The sequence below is a fragment of the Pseudobdellovibrio exovorus JSS genome, from assembly GCF_000348725.1.
Classification (GTDB): domain Bacteria; phylum Bdellovibrionota; class Bdellovibrionia; order Bdellovibrionales; family Bdellovibrionaceae; genus Pseudobdellovibrio; species Pseudobdellovibrio exovorus.
The window spans coordinates 2538751-2557249 of record NC_020813.1; the positions used below are offsets into that span (position 1 = coordinate 2538751).

Consider the following 18499-nt stretch of genomic DNA (forward strand, 5'->3'; position numbering starts at 1 on the left):
TTTGCACAACCCTTTTTTCAAATGGTGAACGCCTCTAAAAGAGGGGAAATTAGCACTATCATCAACGAGGGAAAAATCAAAAAGAGGAGTGGAAGAAGTGATAAAAGCGGTAATCGCATCAAACGCTCTTGCATTTCCCCTTCACAGCTTAAGATCAGCTCGGATTCCAGATTATTTAAAGCGGCGCTGATACTTTGTCCCCGCAACCCAGCTTCCAGTAACTCTAAAAGATACTGTCTGTGTAAACTCAACGATGTCTTATTAAAAAGAAAAGACGGATTGTTTTGAGAAACCCACCACTGCTCAACGCAAACAATAAAGTCAGAATCTTTTGACCCAACATCATCACGCAAAAGAAATTGCCGTACACCTTGAGCCACTGAATGTCCTTTGGCTAAAGATCGCTTCACATCCCACAATAATAATAAGGAAGGACTTATGTTTTCCATTTTTTTGCCTTACCTAAATTAAAAATCCATAGCTGTCCCGTCAAAAAGAGTGCCAAAGAGCTTATAAAAGTCGACGAAAGTGGTTTTAAGTTCAAAAAACTTATGCTCAACATGCAAAAAAACAAATAAATCAGGCTTGCAACCACCGCTTGCGCACGAACATGCTGCAAAATTTGCCGTGATCGACGTTGCAATTGGTTTTGCACACGTAAAACCTCACGAAAGGCGTGCAATTGCTCTGTTATGGCGGTTGAAGAAGACAAAATCGTCTTCAATTCTGTGAAAAAGTGTTGTTTGAAACCTTCACTCGCGCCATTTTTTTCATTTTTAACTTCAAAAAGGTGCTGCAATTGAAAAAAAATACGCTTTTCACGCGCATTGAATTCATTCCAAACTATTTTCACGCATGTTGATGATGATTTTCCGCTGTTGAATAACAAAATTAGTCTTTCAATGATGTTGAAATGCAACTTTTCAAATGTTTTTTGATCGAAATACGCAATTATTTTGTCATGAAGTATTAATGTTATAAGAAATATGCCGATGTAAATGATGACCAAATGTATTTGTTCTTTGAAAAATAGAAAAGCACACAACGGAAGTTGAAGAAAACAGAAGAGCACACGAAGTTTAACAACAGAAAGCACTTCCAATTTCTCAACGAGAGACAAGTTTCGATGTATGATCACAGTTCCGAACAACGAAACAATAAGTTCAACGAACATCAACACCTCCTGCAACCCAAAAAAGTCAGCAAAGACCATGCAAGAAAAAAAAGTGTTGACGAAGCTTGTCGAATTAATAACAATTTTATTAAGGAAGACTGAAAAGTCGCAACAACAACTGTGGTGTCAGCAATGGCATCACTACTGATAGGAGCAACAAATGGCTAAGAAAAAAGCGAAAAAAGTAGTAAAAAAAGCTGCTAAAAAAACTGCTAAAAAAGCAACAAAAAAAGTTACTAAAAAGAAAAAGAAGTAATTAGTTTTGTAAAGCAAGCAGTTGCTTTGTAACCCTTGGTGGAAACACCAAGGGTTTTTTATTTTCAGTCCTTTGTGATTCTTTTTTTCTACTCATTTATTTCAAAAAATTCTGACCCTTAAAAACGACAAAACCCGCATCTGTAGCGGGTTTCATGAATTTAAGTCTGTTAATCTATTTAAATTTTTTTAGTAAAAATAAATCATCCCCACGGCGCCGGATGGAATGAAGGTGGCTGTTTTTAATTCCGTCATGAGGATCACTTCACCATAGAAATTAACTCCGGCCATTTCGCCTTCCAACTGGTTGTATTCAGCCCCTAATCCGGCGATCAAAAAGTCCGGATCGAAGCGTCCCGCACGCAAGTCCTGTTCTGAATAAATTCGGCGTAAAATATCCGAATCCATAGCTCCACCAGATACCCCTGAAGAACTGAACCATTTCGAGTAACCTAACTTTGTAAAAGGGGATAAATACTGGCCTTCGAAGTTATTTTTCCATAAAACGCTGATCGAGCCGTAGCTTGGTCCGGTTCCCAAACCCACAACCAGCGCATTTTCCGGATCTAAATTGAATTCGGTATTTAACCCCAAAACCCCGTTCGCCCCGCCCAAAGAAAGTCCCAAGCCGAAACGTTTATGTCTTTTCATGTCTAAGTTTGATTCGTATAACTCGACACCTTCGTGGTCAAACTTCTGGTTTTTAGAAAAAAAGGATCTATTTGAGTTTCCATATTGATTATATTGAGCCTGAGCTCCTACCGCGATCAAAAGTCCGATCAATGCTAAACTGATATGTTGAAGTCTCATGTTGCTGTCTCCTCAGAAGAACGCATTTCTACTATAATATATAGTGTACTGAGGAAAGAGGCAGGGCAAGCGGCGCCTGCACTCTTGTCTAGTAGCGATTCTAGTATCGATGGGCCCTCTCAATAAAAATCTGTGTTGCTGTGATAATCGCGTCTTTGGTCTGTCGAATTTTTACTTAACTTTACTTAGAATTGAATTTGGTACGTTAATTATTTTATGAGGACGTTTATGCCAATTAAGACAACTTTCGGTGTCTTTATGTTTGCGGCTCTGTCGCTAGTTTTATTTAACTCAGGTTGCAGCGGAAAAAATTCCGGTGATTTCGGTTCGTTTACGATGCCTTCGTATAAAGCTCCGGATACACCTCCAGGTTCAGGGCCAACGCCAACTCCGACAGATCCTTCAACTCCGAGTTTTAATGATACAAACTTCCATGTCAGCCTTCCATCCGGTGACACAAGGATTGCCTATATGCACAAGGCTTCTGGGTTCAGTGAGAGCTGTGCTATTCCTACAGATGCAACCTCGTCACAGGATATTGAATGTATTGTTGAAATTCCTGAGGGCGAACTTTATGTGCGCGGTTTAGATTTAAACTTCAATGTTCCAGGAAATAATTTTTGCTCGTATCTTTCGCGTACAACATATTGGTACTTTAATAAAGAAGTCGGTGTTGCCCCAAGCGATATTACTATTCAGACAACTATTGACCCAGGTGGAACTGTATCTCATCTATGCTCAGATTTATATGAAGGCCCCTTCAACTGTGCTTCACATCCTGAAATAACATTAACCTTCGACCCTGCAACACATGCTTTCGCCGATACCAGTTGCTATGCCTATGATGGCTGTTGCTTTGGTGAGTTTAAAATTTCTCAAACTATTGAAGATCAAGGGACTGGGGTCACAACCACACAACAGCCAGTTCGTGGAGTTTGGAGTAGCGATCATAAATCTTGCTTTGGTGGTGCTGCCATAACTAGTTGGGGCGCTTTTTCTGCAACGGGAGTTCCTATATCATTGGTTACCTCTAGCATTAATGGTCTAAATGATACCTATGGAATGTCGGCTCCAATAGAACTAAAGCATCTGAACAACAGAATGCTCGCTAACTACTACACACCGGCATTACATACGCACACAGGTTTTTTACGGCCTGAGGTCAGTAATCGACCTTTCTTTATTGATCCAGTTGATGATTATTCAGGAACATTAATGTCGGCTCGTGGGGCAACAGCAAACGAAGCCTACACCTTCAGTTGTTATGATGCTGGTTATGAGATGAAACATCGTATTCGTGTTTATGTTCGTGAGTGGGATACTCGTAGTAACTATGTCAGCTACATTACAAGTAATGGTACAAGTGGCAATCCAAACTCGGTTGGAAATTGTAATGGAATGCCTGATGGGACGATGTTAGATAGTTGCAACGACTTTACTGATCCCGATAGTTTTGTCATGACCGAGCTTCCCGCGGGATATGATACAACTTTAGGTGGTAGTGAAACTCTACAGACAAAACGTCGTCTGTACTTCCCTTACGATCTTTACCAATAAGTCTTTTTTCTTTAGCTAAAATGTAAACATCAAACGGCCTTGAATAATCTCGGCCGTTACGGATGATTGTTGTGGAGCATAGCTTGTAGCTCCCTGTGCAATGGCCGCGTCACCTGCTCGGCGGAAGAATTCATCGCTGACTTTATGAAAAGCGCGCATGTACATAACCTCTGCGCTGACCTGTTCACTGAAATTAAAGCCCGCACCTAGTTGAACAGTTCCGCCACCGCTAGCGGATACAATTTTTTGAATTTCATCGCCGATGAATGTCTCGTAACCAACACCACCCAGTCCATACAGAGCTGATGTTCCACCGACTTCGACTGTATAAGACAAATTGAATTCAGCACGAATAGTGTGAATAGAGGACAGGCCACTCTCGCCATGATTGAGCGATGTTCCCGCTGTCACATTAATATCCGCACCTATATGATCAAAGGGGAAAATAGCATAACGTCCCACAAAGCCAATATTTTGAAAGTCATTACTGCTGCTAGAAAGATCTACTGTGTTCGTAGTTGTCGTTCCACCAATTACAACTGTTGTTAAAAGTGAGGCTTTAATGTCGAAACGCTGTGTCCATACCTGTAAACCAAAAGAATATCCATTTTTAGCATAGCGAGGTTCAATGTAGCGCACGCGACCCGAACCATCGTCATCATGATCTTCATCATCATCATTTGTATAAGTTTCTAACCCCGAGCCAGTTGTGGGATACGGCGCGACCGGAGAAATCAATCCCGTTTCGTCTAACATCATCAATTCATCCGTAGAGATACCATCTGGGTTTTCACCTGTGCCTAACTCTGTACCCAATTCGTTATTCAATTGCTCTTCTAAACTGAGTTCATCTAAAGGGATACCTGTGTTCGGCGCGGGACTTGGAGGTGGTGCCTGTTGGGCCTGTGATGGCAACGACAGTTGAGTCAACGCGATCAAGATGAAAAAACTAAAAAATTGATTGAGCTTGCGCAAATTAAACCCTACCCCTATCTATACGTCCAGATTGGTAATATAGAAATCAAAGCATGTTTTCCTAACACAAACAAGAGTCTTTAGAGCTTAACTTCTATTATTCGATAAAGTTCTGCTTTATCTTTCAAAAACTCCTGATGTCTTTTGAAGTTTAAAACAGCGCCCGAACTTCTTACGCGTGATAAATGAGACAATCTTAAATCTGCATACAGCCATGCACTTTGGTTCCATGCACTTGTCGCCACAACTCCATCATCTGTAAAACCCACATCCGGCGTTGAATAAATCGCGGCAAAGCCATTATTTAAATCCACAGCCGGAGACCACGTCGCCTCGCCAATTGTTTGCGAAACAACTGTATAGATTTGATTTTCCAAAGCGCGCGCACGCGCTCCGATATGCACACGATGTACTCCTTTTGCCGTCTCGGTACAACTAGGGACAAAAATAATTTCAGCACCCGCGTGAGCCGCCGCCAAAGCGGGAAAGGCAAATTCCACATCAAAGCAAGTTGAAATAGAAAAACTTAGATCCTCAGTTTTAAAAACTTTTACTTCGGGCTCAGAGGCTTGCACATTCCACTCTTCATCTTCAAAACGAGTCATAAATAGTTTGTCTTGAAAGTCGTATTGACCACTCGGAGAAAAGACACCCACCCGATTAGTCGTATGAGTTTCCGAGTGATACACAGGAAAACTAGGCGCGATAATATAGACCTGATATCTTTGTGCTAGGCTTTGAAATGTCTTGTTGAATTCGGGCCAATATTTTTGCAAAGCTTCAGACTGCGAAGCCAAATTCTGGCGCACCTCTTCATCCAAAAGTGAGGTCAGCTCCATCGAACCATATTCTGGGAATAATAAATATTTTGCTTTTTGTTCTGCAGCTTCGCTAACCCATTTTTCAGTTTTACTTTGCCATTCAGAAAATGACTGGAAAAAATCAATTGGGTAAAGAGCGGCTGCTACTTTTACTAATAACGAACTCACTTCAACCTCCGAAGCCAGTACACCATAGTTTTCCCTGTTTCCACATCTTGATCCACATCTTTCCATTCGAACGTGCTCGTCAGTTCTGGTTTTTTTTCATAACCTCGTGCACGCCAAAACTCATCCAACGGACGATAGTTCTGTGGACGCAAAGGATGATTTTCAGGACGATGAACAGCACAAAAACTTGTGTAAGTAGATCCGAATTCACGGGCAACTTTCTCGCGCTCATCAAAAAAACGATGACCGACTTTCTGTCCGCGATATTGCGGAAGCAGCACGCTTTCACCAAAATAAAAAACGTCTTCCGGTTTAAATCCCGCGTTTAGAAACGGCTCTTTCACGAAGTTTTCTTCTTCACTTAGTGGCAGACAGGTCGCGATTCCAATTAAGTTTTCATCTCGGTCTTCAGCCTCAGAAAAAGCGCCAATAAATCGTGCATTTGGCGCCTGTAAATAGCGTCCCAAATACTTAACTTCATAATCAATCGACCCATCGTAAATATAGGGAAAGTCTTGGAAAATTTTGATCCGAAGGGCTGCAATTTCAGAAATTCGCAACCGCACCTCATCCGCAGTTAAAATACGAACGATAGCGCCTTTAGAACCGCTCAAATTTTCACCATTTCGATCCAACGAGGTAGGTTGTAGTAAGTTGTGACGCGTTTGATTTTACCGCCATTGATTTCAAAGAAAGAGCCCGCGCGAATCGCGTAGTTTTGCTGACGAGCTTCTGGCAACTGGCCATCTGTTTTCAAATAAGTTCCGTGCACTACGTATTCTGCCGATACACGATTATCAGTCGCTGAATCTGATGAAAAAATGCTCATATCTTTGAGTTCTTCTTTGTAGCACTCATCCATATGGGCCATAAACTTGGTAAATGACTCTAGTCCAATCTGAGTTTCACCTTGATTGATTTCATGAATCACGTCTGGGTGAAGTAAAGAGAGCATTGTTTTTGTATCACCAGCATTGAAAGCTGCGAAATACGATTTAATGATTTCTGCATTTGGATTTGTCGTTTGATTTGTCATAGCTATTTGATAACTCTGTTTCAAAAAAAACGCCAGTTGCACCTTGCCAAAAATCTTCTAGACTTGAGCTTTCAAAGCAAAACGACTAAACCTGATAAGTATCAAAAAAATCAAGTATTTATTAAAATCTAAAAGGAGATTTTTATGGCTCATAAAAGAAAAAAAATTGCCGTGATTGGTGCTGGTTTTGTTGGATCAACAACAGCTCACTGGGCAGCTCAAAAAGAATTGGGCGATGTGGTTCTGTTAGACGTTAATGAAGGCGCCGCTATCGGAAAATCTTTGGACTTGTTTCAATCTGCTCCGATCGAAAACTTCGACTCAAAAGTAAAAGGCACTGCGAACTACGCAGATATCCAAGATTCAGACGTCGTGATCGTAACTGCAGGTATGCCGCGTAAACCGGGCATGAGCCGTGACGAGCTCGTTGGTATCAATGCGAAAATCGTAAAAGATGTTTGTGCTGGAATTAAACAATATGCTCCGAACTCAGTTGTTATCGTTGTTTGTAACCCGATGGATGTTATGGCGGTTTATGCTAAACAACAATTGGGCTTCCCACGTGAACGCGTAATCGGTATGGGCGGCTGCTTAGATTCAGCTCGCTTCCGCGCTTTCATCGCTGAAGAATTAAATGTTTCTGTTAAAGATGTCACTGGTGTAGTTCTTGGTAACCATGGTGACGCCATGATGCCAGTAGTACGAACAGCTTCTGTTGGTACAACTCCAATTACGGATCTACTTTCTGCAGATAAAATCAAAGCTATCGTAGCTCGTACAAAACAAGCCGGCGCTGAAATCGGTGGACACTTGAAAACAGGCTCTGCTTACTATGCTCCGTCTCGTGGTGCTGTTGAGATGGCAGAAGCTATTTTGAAAGATCAAAAACGTATTCTTCCGGTTGCTGTTGAATTGAACGGCGAATTTGGTGTGAATGATGGTTTAATGGTGGGTGTATTAGCAAAACTTGGTGGCGCTGGTATGGAACAAATCATTGATTTCAAAATGAACGCAGATGAAAAAGCAGAATTCGACAAATCAGTTGAAGCTGTTCGCGCATTGGTATCAACACTGAAAACTGTACAGTAATTGGTACGGCCCTAAAGAGATTGGATTAAAATGAATATTCACGAGTATCAGGCAAAAGAAGTTCTTAGAAAATTTGGAGTAGCAACGCTAAAAGGACAGGTTGCGAATTCTCCTGAAGAAGCTGTAGCAGCAGCAAAACAAATCGGTGGAAATCTTTGGGTTGTTAAAGCTCAGATTCACGCTGGTGGTCGCGGTAAAGGCGGCGGTGTTAAGTTAGCTAAAACGTTGGACGAAGTTCGCGACTTAACAAAACAAATGTTAGGTATGACTTTGGTGACTCACCAAACAGGCCCTGAAGGCAAAGTGGTGCAAAAAGTTTTCATCGAAGCTGGTTGCAACATTGCTAAAGAATACTATGTTGCTTGCTTGATCGATCGCGCTACAGGCCGCGTAACGATGATGGCTTCTTCTGAAGGCGGAATGGACATCGAAGAAGTTGCAGAGCACAATCCGGATGCGATTAAAAAAGTCGACATCGATCCTGTAACTGGTTTGGGCGCATGGCAGGCTCGCGAATTAGCGTTCGCTATCGGCATGCAACCAGAAGTTGTTGGCAAAGCTGTTAAATTCATGACGGGCTTATACGAAGCCTTCGTGAAATGTGACTGCTCAATCGCGGAAATCAACCCGTTGGTTGTAACGAAAGAAAATGATGTTCTTTGCTTAGATGCAAAAATGAATTTCGATTCAAACTCATTGTATCGCCAACCGCAAATTTTAGAAATGCGCGACCTCAATGAGGAAGAGCCGACTGAAATCGAAGCTTCTAAGTTCGACCTAGCGTTCATCAAATTAGATGGTAACATCGGCTGCTTGGTAAATGGCGCTGGGCTTGCAATGGCGACTTTAGATATCATCAAACTTCATGGCGCGACTCCTGCGAACTTCTTAGACGTGGGCGGCGGAGCTAATAAAGAAAAAGTAACCAACGCATTTAAAATCATCTTAAAAGATCCAAACGTAAAAGGAATTCTTGTTAACATCTTCGGTGGCATCATGAAATGTGACGTGATCGCAGAAGGCGTTATCGCCGCTTCTAAAGAAGTCGGCTTAAAAGTTCCATTGGTTGTTCGCCTTGAAGGAACAAACGTAGAATTGGGTAAAAAGATTTTAGCCGAAAGCGGTTTGAACATCATTCCTGCTAACGACTTAACAGACGCCGCTAAAAAAATCACAGCAGCTATTAAGGGATAAGGAACATCATGGCTATTTTAATTAATAAAGACACAAAAGTTATCTGTCAGGGTTTAACAGGATCACAAGGTTCTTTCCACTCTGAGCAATGTAAAGCCTACGGAACACAAATGGTCGGCGGCGTAACACCAGGTAAAGGTGGCACCACTCATTTAGGTATTCCAGTTTTCAACACAGTAAAAGAAGCTAAGGCAGCTACGGGCTGTAATGTTTCAATGGTTTTCGTTCCGCCTCCGTTCGCGGCGGATTCGATCATGGAAGCTGTAGATGCTGATTTAGATTTAGTTATCTGTATCACAGAAGGCATTCCTGTTTTGGATATGGTTAAAGTAAAAAAATACATGGAAGGTAAGCGCACTCGCTTGATCGGCCCTAACTGCCCCGGCGTGATCACTCCAGATCAATGTAAAATCGGCATCATGCCTGGCCACATCCACAAAGCCGGTCGTATCGGCGTGTTGTCACGCTCTGGTACTTTGACTTACGAAGCTGTCGGTCAACTGTCAGCTTTGGGATTAGGTCAATCGACATGTGTTGGTATCGGTGGTGACCCTGTTAATGGAACTAACTTCATCGACGTATTGAAATTGTTCAATGAGGATCCAGACACAGACGCCGTTATCATGATCGGCGAAATCGGTGGAACGGCTGAAGAAGAAGCAGCTGAGTACATCAAAAAAGAATTCAAGAAACCTGTAGCCGTATTCATCGCGGGGGCTTCGGCTCCGGCTGGTAAACGTATGGGCCATGCGGGCGCTATCATCAGCGGCGGCAAAGGCACAGCAGAAGCAAAGTTCGCGGCGTTAGAAGCTGCAGGCTGCAAGATCTCAAGATCACCTGCTGATATGGGCGTAACTTTAAAATCAATGTTGAAATAATTAGCTAAATAAAACTAAAGGGAGAAAACAATGGGAATCGAAAGAACATTTTCAATCATCAAGCCAAACGCAGTTAAGAAAAATGCAATCGGCGACATCATCCACACTTTTGAATCAAAAGGTTTAAGAGTAGCAGCAGCTAAATTGACTATCTTGTCTAAAGAAAAATGCGAGTTGTTCTATGCTGAACACAAAGAGCGTCCTTTCTTCGGAGAGTTAGTTTCTTTCATGACTTCTGGTCCGGTTTTGTTGATGTGCTTAACTGGTGAAGGTGCTGTATTGAAAAACCGCGAAATCATGGGCGCAACTGATCCTAAGAAAGCTGACGCTGGAACTATCCGTGCTAAACACGGTGATTCAATGGGCGAAAACGCAGTTCACGGGTCAGACTCATTAGCATCTGCTGAACGCGAATTGGCTATCTTCTTTGACAAGCACGAACTTGTTAATTTGTAATAGTCAGAGTGAAGAGCACAAAACCTCAACATTCTAACAAACAAAGTAAAAGGGGCTCTGCACTAGAGTCCCTTTTGCATTCTGAGCACACCGCTGAAATCGAAAAGCTGGTGGTCGGCGGCCAAGGTTTGGCCCGCATTCAATATCAAGATAAGTTTTTGGTGGTTTTTATTCCGCGTACAGCTCCGCAAGAGCAAGTCCGCTTTCGCATCACCCATGTTGAAAAAAATCATCTACAGGCCGAAGTGGTGCAGGTTTTAAGACCATCACCGAGTCGTCGTGAAGCTCCTTGTGACTACTTCACCAATTGTGGTGGCTGCTCGTGGCAACACATTACCGAAACTGAACAGCTAAAGCAAAAAGAGTTAATCCTACAGGACCTCTTTAAAAAATTTATTCCCGATGTGGCCTATGAACTTCTGCCGTCTGTATCGTCTGAAAATAGTTTTCACTATCGCAATCGTATTCAGCTAAAGCAGCTTGGGACCGAGCTTGGATATTTCCGTCGTGGCAGTCATGAGATCGTGGATATCAATCATTGCCTCATCGCTGAAAAAGAAATTTCAGATCGTATTCCTGAACTCAAACAAAAGCTGAAACCCGCAAAAGAATTGCGAAAATTCGAATTGCGTATCAATCACCTCAATCAATTTGAACATTATCCTATTGGTGGTGACGGAGAAGGTCTTTCGTTTTCACAAGTGAATAACAAAGTGAATGAAAAGCTCGTCGCGACCGCTCTTCAGTTGATTGTTCAAAAGAATCCGAAATCTCTTTCTGAACTTTATGCCGGAGCCGGAAACTTCACCTTTCCATTACTTCAAGCCTTACCCGATTTGCACATTGAAAGTGCTGAAATGAACCCCAAGTTGACAGCCTTCGCGACCGAGAAATTAAAAAATTTAAAGCTACAGAAACGACTTTTCGCCTTCACGACCGATTGTGAGTCTTTTGTTCAACGTCGCCAACTTTCATCAGAAGTGGTTTTTCTGGATCCACCCCGAGCCGGCTGCTCTGAACAGGTGATTCAAAAAATCATTCACTCCGATGCGCGCACGATTTTGTACATCAGTTGCCATCCGGTATTTTTGGCTCGTGATTTACATAAAATCTTCGCGGCAAAACCGGACTATCGTTTAACTCACACACAAATTTTCGATATGTTTCCACAAACAGATCATTTCGAAACTTTGGTTATGCTATCGAAATAATTCAGTTCTTCATTGACTGAGCTGCCTTGCATGTTAGCATTAAAGCATGAGATTGTTGTTTCTATTGTCGCTCGCGTTGGTTTTAATCGGCAGCGGGTGCGCCACAACACGTGAACATCAAAAAGAAACGGCGGCTCTGCACTTGCAGATCGCAACGGCTCATATCAAAAGCCAAAACTATCCTATGGCCTTAAAAGAACTTTTACAGGCTGAAGAAAATGATCCCACAAATCCTGTGGTGCAAGCGAATTTGGGCTTAGTCTACTTCATGCGTGAACGCTACGAGCTTTCAGAAAAACATTATAAAAATGCGATTCAATTGCAGCCCAACTTTACAGAGGCTAAAAATAATTTAGCTCGCTCTTATATTGAACTAGGAAAACTTAACTTAGCGGAACCCATCTTGAAAGATGTTCTGTCAGATCTCACTTTTGTGAACTATCTTTCAGCGCACGCGAACTATGGACTTTTAGAGTTCAAGCGCCAAAATTATCAACAAGCTATTTTTCATTTCAGAAAAGTTTTAGAAAAAGACCGTGAAAATTGTTTTTCACAGGTTTATTTAGGGCGCAGCTACTTAGAACAGAAAAATATTTCTTTAGCTGTAACTCAGTTAGAGCGCTCTATTCCTTTTTGCTCTCAGGCTGAATCGGACGAGGCCCATTACTATTCAGCTATCGCTCTTTACCGTGACGGACAAAAAGACAAAGCCCGCTATCGCTTTGAAGAGCTTATTAAATTATTTCCCAATGGGGCCAATTACGAAAAGGCGCAGAAAATGCTGACTATCGTGAAAAAGGAGACCCTATGAAAATCACTGGCGAATTACTTAAGGCGGAACGAGTTAACCAGAAACTTTCTGTTTCTGAAGTCGCTCATTCTTTAAAGCTGACTCAACGTGTGGTGAACGCACTTGAAGCGGGAGACCTTGATAAACTTCCTGCAAAGGCATTCGTGCGTGGTTTTGTAAAAAGTTATGCTGAACTCTTAAAAATGGACTCTGAAAGTGTTCTTCGTCAATTTCAAGAAGAAATGGGCAGCACTATTCCTTATCCGAAAACAGTGACTCCACCAGAACCAGAGCCTGTTGTCGAGACTCCGCCAGTGAAAACGGAAACAGAGCAGATTAAATCCGCTCGTCCGTCTCTTAAACAGACATCACAGAACTACACTGACAATACGGCGAAAGATAAAGTTAAACCTATGATTTTAAATCAAGATAACCGCAAAAGTATCATCGTGATGTTATCTGGTGCTGTCGGTTTGATTTTAGTTATCTTAGGCACAAACAAACTCATTAATCACTTTCAAGAAAAACAACGTCAGGCCGAAGAAGTTGCAAGCGCGCAATCAACTTTACCATCTTCAGCGACATTGTCTCCGATTGCTCCTCCGATTCCACACGCGGAAGCTCCACCTGCTGCAACAGTAGAAGCCACTGTGCAAACGGCAGCGGCTGAAGTGGGAACTCCGGCTCCGGCAGAAGTGAATGTTCCTGAGGTCGGTTTTGAAAAATCGAGTGAAAAACCTGTCGAGCTTTTATTAGAAGCTAAAAAAGATGTGGTTTTATTCTATGCCAAAGGGAATTCTAAACAATTCAACACAGTTCGTTTAAGTGCCAATCAAGTGCAGGTGCTGCGCTCGAAGGTGGGCCTTTATTTAAAAGCTGCCGATGGAGGAGCCTTTAAAATCAATGTTAATGGCATTGATAAAGGACTTGCTGGTGCGCCCAACAAAGAAGTGAAGTTAAGTTTCTAATCGCTTGAACTCACGCCATCTTTATCTTTTTTTAGGTATTACATTACTGCTCAAGGTGCTGATCGCATGGATCACACCTGTCGTGGGCGATGAGGCCTATTACTATATCTGGTCGATTCACCCCCAACTGAGCTACTTCGATCATCCGCCAATGGTGGGTTGGTGGATTTATTTGGGGCATCTGTTTTTTCCAGCGGGCCATCCCCTATCCCTGCGAGTGATGTTCATCTTGGGCGGCTTTCTAACCTCTTTAGTTTGGATTAAAATCCTATTAGAAGAAAAAGCTACCTATCGCACGATTCTGATTTTTTTACTGTTTGCCTTTTTAAATCCTCTTTTGGGTGCTGGCTCTGTCTTAGCAACTCCGGATGTACCACTAGTTCTTTTTTGGTCTTTATCCTTTTGGGCATTTTTAAATGTTCTGCGCACCAAAGAATTAAAGTGGTATGGGCTTTTAGGTTTGTTCCTTGGACTGGGTTTCTGTTCTAAGTATCATATCGTTTTATTTGTTATTTCCGGCTTAATCACTTTGGCTTTTGGCAAACGCTACCTGCGTCTACGCCCTTTAGGCATAATTTTTACTTTGGTTATCGGGGCTCTTTGCAGCCTACCTGTTGTTATTTGGAATGCACAAAATGAATGGGCTTCGTTTGTATTTCAGATCAATCACGGTTTCGGTCAAGATCCGTTCACGTGGGATTGGCCGCTGGCTTACGTGGGCACGCAGATTTTGCTTTTAAATCCCTTTGTCTTTTTTACGCTGTTTAAAAAATCTCAAGACGGCACTGGTCCTATTTTCGCAGACCGCATTTTCACATGGTCACAGCTGGCTTTCTTTTTCAGTAGCTCGCTGAAATCTGTGGTGGAAGCCAATTGGCCGATCAGTTCGCACCTACATGCAACCCGTCACTTTGCCGAAACAAGTTCGCAGAAACTGGTGCGCTACTCTATCGTGTATTGGATTGGAATTTATATTCTGCTAGCGGCCTTTTTCATGTCGCCTCAAAGTGCCCATGTCCGCAGAAACTTAGTCAATTCGGCACAAATTGCAGATTTACTTCCCGTCGTTGAAAAATATCAACCTCTGTATGGACCGAGCTATCAGATGTCGTCTTTGCTGACGTGGAAAACGCAGAAGCTCGTACCGAAACTGAACGAGCTCAGCCGTCATGATTTTTATGACTCATTGCCTGAATCTAAGCCTACAGCCCGCAGTTTTTACGTTCTGAAGTACAATAATTCATGGTGGCCCGCACAATATGAGTCTTATAAGAAAATTCACCTCGAGAGCTTTGACAAGCTCGGAATTGATCTTTATCAATTGAGCCATGAGTAAGGTATTGGCCACATTCGCCTTTTTTCTGATTTGTTTTTTTACTTACGGCTTTTATATCTCGCAATTTGAACTCAGCTTTAACTTACGCAAAACCACAACCACAGGATTTTATTACGATTACAAATTGGGAATGAACATTCACAGCAATCTGTCGATTGGTTCAGAACCATTAAGTGTGATTTTATCTGAAGCCCGCAAATCAGAAAACAAACTGATTATGATGACAGATTTAAATCCTCAGGTAAAAACACCCAATGACAGCTACCTGATGAACATCGGTGTCTTGCAAGGGGCCAAGTACGGCTACAAAGACTCGCGCTTAATTTATTATTCGACAAAAGAAAAAAACCTCGGCCTTAAAAGTGGCGAATCTCAATTGATGTTGTCAGACCTCTTATCGGAATCTACACAGAAAAACTCGGACACACTTTTGGTTTTGGCTCATCCCTTTAAATCGGACTTCAATTGGAAAGGGGATTTGCCCGAGGGACTTGATGGTATCGAAATCGCCAATCTAAAAAGTCTTGCTCAACGTTCGTGGAACTACTCGCGCCTTTCTACCATCTGGAGCTTGATGCTTTATCCTTTCAATCCACAGTACGCCTTGATGCGCTTGTTCCAAGAACCTACTGAAGAATTGATGTTATTCGATCAGGTTTCGCAGACACGCCGATTGGTGGCGTTCCAAGGAGCCGAAGCCTCAGCTCGCGCCATTCCACTTGCGGACTGGCTGATTAAATTCCCAAGCTACGAACGCGTTCTGAGTATGGCCTCGAACCATTTACTGCTGACGTCCGAGCTGACAGGAAACATGACTGAAGATAGCCAAAAAATCCTAACTGCACTTAAGCGAGGACAGTTTTACATTTGCTTTGATACTTTAGGAAACCCCAATGGTTTTGAAGCTTACTTATTTAAAGAAAATGATCGCCAGCGCTACTCGATGGGTTCCGAAGTGGAGTACTCGGATAACCTGCGCTTGTATTTCAAACTTCCCGCCGAGCCCACTTCATTCTATGAAGTCGTCCTTTACAAAAACGGCCAACGCGTCGATACGATCAACACCTTCGAAGGTATTTTACCATTGCAAGGTCCCGGCACCTACCGCGTCCAAGTCCGCATCAGCCCCCGCTTCCCGCTGCCGGACGCGATCAAGTGGCTAACATGGATTTATACGAATAACTTTTATGTGGTTTCTCCGAAGTAGAGATCTAAATATTTTGACCTTTAAAAAGCTCAAACAGCCGCCGAAGGGCGGAACTCGTTTTTAAAGGTCAAAATATTCAGATCTCAGCATGTGAAAGAAACCACATAAAAATAATCACTGGTATCAATTTCTTAAGAGAAATCATAAATCTCGAGGGCGAATGAGGCACTAACGTTCGCTTTCATTTGTTTTTTGGGTCTTTTCAAAACGAGTTCTGCAAGTTGAAGACCTGAGCGACAAAATCAAATCAACACGCAGATTCAACTTGCAGCTGTCTGAGGCTTTGGAAAGGCCCAAAAAACAAATGGATCGAGCGAAGAGTTATTCGATTTCGAGATTTACAATTTCTATTTCGATGTCCCCGAAAACCTGTGTTTGGCAGGCGAGGCGTTCGTTGTCCTCAAAGCCGCGCTCGTCGGCCCGTTCGGCTTCGATTTCCGTACGTGGGCTACAGTTTTCGAGGCCTTTTAGTATAAAAACACGGCAGGTGGTGCAGGAGCCATTGGCCCCGCAGGACTGATAAATGCCCACATTGTTGGCATTTAATGTATCAAGTAAATTGTCCCCTGCCGTTATTTCCAGAGCAGAAAAAAAGCCTTTTATTTGTAGTCTTTTACTTGAAACCATCCCCTATTGTTTGTATCAAAATATATATGAGATTCATAGCATTTGACTTAGAAACCACAGGAACTGTACCGGGCGTTGACCAGATCGTTGAAATCGGAGCCGTGCGCTTCAATGAACAAGGAATCGTGGACAGCGTGTTTTCAACTTTAGTTGATCCACAAAGAAGTATTCCTCCAGGAGCTTCTGCGGTGAATGGAATTACAGATGCAATGGTTGCAGGTAAGCCTAAGATCGACTCGCTATTACCGGCCTTTGCTGAGTTCTGCGAAGATTTGATTTTGGTGGCTCATAATGCTCCGTTTGATGCTCAGTTTTTAATTTCCGATATTAAAAAACACGAAGCTCCGGCTCCGCTGGGTGTGATCGTGGATACTTTGCCTATCAGTCGTAAAGTTTTTCCTGGTTTAGCCAATTACAAATTGGGAACTTTAGTTCAGCATTTAAAAATTCCTGCTGGTGAATTCCATCGCGCGGAAGAAGATGCGACTTACTGTGGAAATGTTTTCTTAGAAATGATCCGCCGTATTTCTGTAGGTGGTAAAGCTCCACAAGTGGAAAACCTTGTGGCTTTGACTGGTAAACCAGAACTGCGCTTCCCGCAGATCGAGCGCCAGCCAAAACAAATGGGCTTCATGTTCTAGAGTTCGAGTGTTCTAATTCGGCTAGGTCCAGTTAACGAAATTCAATTTTTATATTAATCTGGCAGTATGAAGAAATTCCTACTGCCCTTTTTTTATTTAAGCCTGTTGTTTAGTTTTTTTTACAGCCTTGTTGGCTGTTCCTCTTTTCAATCACGGACGCCTCAGTCTGATGAATCACCTTATCGTGTCCATCTTGAAACTTACACCTATCACAGTGGCGTTCCACTTGTCGGAGATGTGAATTTACGTATTGGCTACGCGGAAGCCCGTAATTCCGCATTCAAAGGCTGTGTGATGTATCTACAGGGACTCGGTGACTCTGTGATGAATCACGAACCTTTCTTTCGTGCGATTACAAATCACGGATATCGCGTGATCTTTTTTGATTACATGGGACAAGGTGGATCTGAGGGAACAATGAATCACACGCGCGTAGCCGATGCGACTTTTCGTCGTTTAGAAATCTCGTCGATTGCGAACGAAATCTGGGCTCGTTTTGCTGGTGTGAATTTTGGCCACAGTGAACACGACTGCTCTGCTGGAAAAAAGATTCTTATCGGCTGGAGCACCGGAGGCCTTGCCTCTTATCGTGAAGCTCGGCACAACCGCGCCGATGGTGTGGTGTTGATAGCTCCGGGCATTCACACTAAAACTTTAGTGGGCGAAGCTGCAGAGAAACCGCATTTGCTCCCGATAGCGTCGACGATCATCACCGAGCGTACTTTAACCCGTAATGCGTTTTCCGGCCTCTCGAATCCCCATGTTGATCCGGTTAAGCCAGACTCACCAGTGAAGGTCCCTCTATTTGCGGCAAACCTCGTCGCGACCTCTAAACTAGCACAACACTGGTCCATTCCAGAGCGTGTGCACGGATTGGTTTTTCTTTCCGGAGACGAAGACACCTATGTGGACCGCACGGCAACGTTGAAAACACTGGCTCGCAAAGCACGACACTTTCAAGTGGTGTCTTATGATGGCGCCCTACACGAAATCGACAATGAAACGGAAGACGTCACCACCGATATGTACAGCCGCACCCTGCGATTTTTGGATAGCGTAAACGGACTCTAATTAGCTCGTTCGCGGCTTGGCTCCGCTTGGCTTGTCGGCTTTTGGGTTGAAGTTATTGCATTGCTTTCGCGCCGGAAGTTGGGTGTTGGTTCTGTGTGTTAATCCGCTTTTCGTCTGAATAATCCGTTAAAGAATCCGAGGCGCGAATGCTGCGCCCAACCGACATCGAAGTTTAGGCAGAAGCCCCCTCCACATCATTGGGGTTGAGATCGAGCCTTTACTTTACTTCGCTTTA

General features: G+C 42.9%; 20 protein-coding genes. 12 read left to right on the forward strand and 8 right to left on the reverse strand.

What is annotated here, in order from left to right; translation table 11 throughout:
• Window positions 1-17: 17 nt before the first annotated feature.
• The 3 genes from A11Q_RS12600 to A11Q_RS12610 form a co-directional block, all read right to left on the reverse strand.
• A complete protein-coding gene (locus A11Q_RS12600) occupies window positions 18-449 on the reverse strand; it encodes a hypothetical protein (RefSeq protein ID WP_015471207.1) in 432 nt (143 codons plus the stop codon).
• Complete coding sequence (locus A11Q_RS12605) at window positions 437-1174, reverse strand: hypothetical protein (RefSeq protein WP_015471208.1); 738 nt, start codon at window positions 1172-1174, stop codon at window positions 437-439. The genes A11Q_RS12600 and A11Q_RS12605 overlap by 13 nt, the downstream gene beginning before the upstream one ends.
• 444 nt (window positions 1175-1618) lie before the next feature.
• Window positions 1619-2239, reverse strand: a complete 621-nt coding sequence (locus tag A11Q_RS12610) for a hypothetical protein (RefSeq protein ID WP_015471210.1) — start codon at window positions 2237-2239, stop codon at window positions 1619-1621.
• Window positions 2240-2467: 228 nt separating this feature from the next.
• Here A11Q_RS12610 and A11Q_RS12615 point away from each other — a divergent pair, with 228 nt between their 5' ends.
• Complete coding sequence (locus tag A11Q_RS12615) at window positions 2468-3796, forward strand: hypothetical protein (RefSeq protein WP_015471211.1); 1329 nt, start codon at window positions 2468-2470, stop codon at window positions 3794-3796.
• A 15-nt stretch (window positions 3797-3811) separates the two neighbouring features.
• Here A11Q_RS12615 and A11Q_RS12620 read toward each other — a convergent pair whose 3' ends face one another.
• From A11Q_RS12620 to A11Q_RS12635, 4 genes are all read right to left on the reverse strand, one after another.
• Window positions 3812-4771 (reverse strand): hypothetical protein, encoded by a 960-nt coding sequence (locus tag A11Q_RS12620; RefSeq protein WP_015471212.1) that lies wholly within the window; start codon window positions 4769-4771, stop codon window positions 3812-3814.
• A gap of 80 nt (window positions 4772-4851) precedes the next feature.
• Complete coding sequence (locus tag A11Q_RS12625; protein WP_015471213.1) at window positions 4852-5760, reverse strand: carbon-nitrogen hydrolase family protein; 909 nt, start codon at window positions 5758-5760, stop codon at window positions 4852-4854.
• Window positions 5757-6374 (reverse strand): GNAT family N-acetyltransferase, encoded by a 618-nt coding sequence (locus tag A11Q_RS12630; protein ID WP_015471214.1) that lies wholly within the window; start codon window positions 6372-6374, stop codon window positions 5757-5759. Before A11Q_RS12630 ends, A11Q_RS12625 begins: the two co-directional genes overlap by 4 nt.
• A complete protein-coding gene (locus tag A11Q_RS12635) occupies window positions 6371-6796 on the reverse strand; it encodes a nuclear transport factor 2 family protein (protein ID WP_015471215.1) in 426 nt (141 codons plus the stop codon). The genes A11Q_RS12630 and A11Q_RS12635 overlap by 4 nt, the downstream gene beginning before the upstream one ends.
• Before the next feature lie 144 nt (window positions 6797-6940).
• Here A11Q_RS12635 and mdh point away from each other — a divergent pair, with 144 nt between their 5' ends.
• From mdh to A11Q_RS12680, 9 genes are all read left to right on the forward strand, one after another.
• Window positions 6941-7885 (forward strand): malate dehydrogenase, encoded by a 945-nt coding sequence (gene mdh / locus A11Q_RS12640; protein ID WP_015471216.1) that lies wholly within the window; start codon window positions 6941-6943, stop codon window positions 7883-7885.
• Window positions 7886-7915: 30 nt separating this feature from the next.
• The gene (sucC, locus tag A11Q_RS12645; RefSeq protein ID WP_015471217.1) at window positions 7916-9079 is read left to right on the forward strand and encodes an ADP-forming succinate--CoA ligase subunit beta; all 1164 of its coding nucleotides are present in this window, start codon (window positions 7916-7918) and stop codon (window positions 9077-9079) included.
• An 8-nt stretch (window positions 9080-9087) separates the two neighbouring features.
• A complete protein-coding gene (gene sucD / locus A11Q_RS12650) occupies window positions 9088-9957 on the forward strand; it encodes a succinate--CoA ligase subunit alpha (RefSeq protein WP_015471218.1) in 870 nt (289 codons plus the stop codon).
• Window positions 9958-9987: 30 nt separating this feature from the next.
• On the forward strand, window positions 9988-10413 hold the full coding sequence (gene ndk, locus A11Q_RS12655) for a nucleoside-diphosphate kinase (protein ID WP_015471219.1): 426 nt from the start codon (window positions 9988-9990) through the stop codon (window positions 10411-10413).
• 74 nt (window positions 10414-10487) lie between these two features.
• Entirely contained in the window at window positions 10488-11624 is a 1137-nt protein-coding gene (locus tag A11Q_RS12660) for a class I SAM-dependent RNA methyltransferase (RefSeq protein ID WP_051056772.1), read from the forward strand.
• Window positions 11625-11670: 46 nt separating this feature from the next.
• Window positions 11671-12435 (forward strand): tetratricopeptide repeat protein, encoded by a 765-nt coding sequence (locus tag A11Q_RS12665; RefSeq protein ID WP_015471221.1) that lies wholly within the window; start codon window positions 11671-11673, stop codon window positions 12433-12435.
• Window positions 12432-13382, forward strand: coding sequence for a helix-turn-helix domain-containing protein (locus A11Q_RS12670; protein WP_015471222.1), 951 nt, complete (start codon window positions 12432-12434; stop codon window positions 13380-13382). Before A11Q_RS12665 ends, A11Q_RS12670 begins: the two co-directional genes overlap by 4 nt.
• Window positions 13383-13386: 4 nt before the next feature.
• Window positions 13387-14718 carry an ArnT family glycosyltransferase gene (locus tag A11Q_RS12675; protein WP_041575310.1) on the forward strand — a complete coding sequence of 444 codons (1332 nt, stop codon included), beginning with the start codon at window positions 13387-13389 and terminating at the stop codon, window positions 14716-14718.
• Window positions 14711-15925 carry a hypothetical protein gene (locus A11Q_RS12680; RefSeq protein WP_015471224.1) on the forward strand — a complete coding sequence of 405 codons (1215 nt, stop codon included), beginning with the start codon at window positions 14711-14713 and terminating at the stop codon, window positions 15923-15925. Before A11Q_RS12675 ends, A11Q_RS12680 begins: the two co-directional genes overlap by 8 nt.
• A 321-nt stretch (window positions 15926-16246) precedes the next feature.
• Here A11Q_RS12680 and A11Q_RS12685 read toward each other — a convergent pair whose 3' ends face one another.
• Window positions 16247-16552 (reverse strand): 2Fe-2S iron-sulfur cluster-binding protein, encoded by a 306-nt coding sequence (locus tag A11Q_RS12685; protein WP_015471225.1) that lies wholly within the window; start codon window positions 16550-16552, stop codon window positions 16247-16249.
• 26 nt (window positions 16553-16578) lie between these two features.
• Here A11Q_RS12685 and A11Q_RS12690 point away from each other — a divergent pair, with 26 nt between their 5' ends.
• The gene (locus A11Q_RS12690; RefSeq protein ID WP_015471226.1) at window positions 16579-17193 is read left to right on the forward strand and encodes a 3'-5' exonuclease; all 615 of its coding nucleotides are present in this window, start codon (window positions 16579-16581) and stop codon (window positions 17191-17193) included.
• Between the two features lie 66 nt (window positions 17194-17259).
• Entirely contained in the window at window positions 17260-18264 is a 1005-nt protein-coding gene (locus A11Q_RS12695; RefSeq protein WP_015471227.1) for an alpha/beta hydrolase, read from the forward strand.
• Window positions 18265-18499: the final 235 nt, after the last annotated feature.

Coding starts and splice junctions, on each gene's coding strand:
- A11Q_RS12600 (WP_015471207.1), bottom strand. CDS start 449: ATGGAAAACATAAGTCCTTCCTTATTATTATTGTGGGATGTGAAGCGA.
- A11Q_RS12605 (WP_015471208.1), bottom strand. CDS start 1,174: ATGTTCGTTGAACTTATTGTTTCGTTGTTCGGAACTGTGATCATACAT.
- A11Q_RS12670 (WP_015471222.1), top strand. CDS start 12,432: ATGAAAATCACTGGCGAATTACTTAAGGCGGAACGAGTTAACCAGAAA.
- A11Q_RS12635 (WP_015471215.1), bottom strand. CDS start 6,796: ATGACAAATCAAACGACAAATCCAAATGCAGAAATCATTAAATCGTAT.
- mdh (WP_015471216.1), top strand. CDS start 6,941: ATGGCTCATAAAAGAAAAAAAATTGCCGTGATTGGTGCTGGTTTTGTT.
- sucD (WP_015471218.1), top strand. CDS start 9,088: ATGGCTATTTTAATTAATAAAGACACAAAAGTTATCTGTCAGGGTTTA.
- A11Q_RS12680 (WP_015471224.1), top strand. CDS start 14,711: ATGAGTAAGGTATTGGCCACATTCGCCTTTTTTCTGATTTGTTTTTTT.
- A11Q_RS12615 (WP_015471211.1), top strand. CDS start 2,468: ATGCCAATTAAGACAACTTTCGGTGTCTTTATGTTTGCGGCTCTGTCG.
- A11Q_RS12690 (WP_015471226.1), top strand. CDS start 16,579: ATGAGATTCATAGCATTTGACTTAGAAACCACAGGAACTGTACCGGGC.
- A11Q_RS12685 (WP_015471225.1), bottom strand. CDS start 16,552: ATGGTTTCAAGTAAAAGACTACAAATAAAAGGCTTTTTTTCTGCTCTG.
- A11Q_RS12610 (WP_015471210.1), bottom strand. CDS start 2,239: ATGAGACTTCAACATATCAGTTTAGCATTGATCGGACTTTTGATCGCG.
- A11Q_RS12665 (WP_015471221.1), top strand. CDS start 11,671: ATGAGATTGTTGTTTCTATTGTCGCTCGCGTTGGTTTTAATCGGCAGC.
- A11Q_RS12695 (WP_015471227.1), top strand. CDS start 17,260: ATGAAGAAATTCCTACTGCCCTTTTTTTATTTAAGCCTGTTGTTTAGT.
- ndk (WP_015471219.1), top strand. CDS start 9,988: ATGGGAATCGAAAGAACATTTTCAATCATCAAGCCAAACGCAGTTAAG.
- sucC (WP_015471217.1), top strand. CDS start 7,916: ATGAATATTCACGAGTATCAGGCAAAAGAAGTTCTTAGAAAATTTGGA.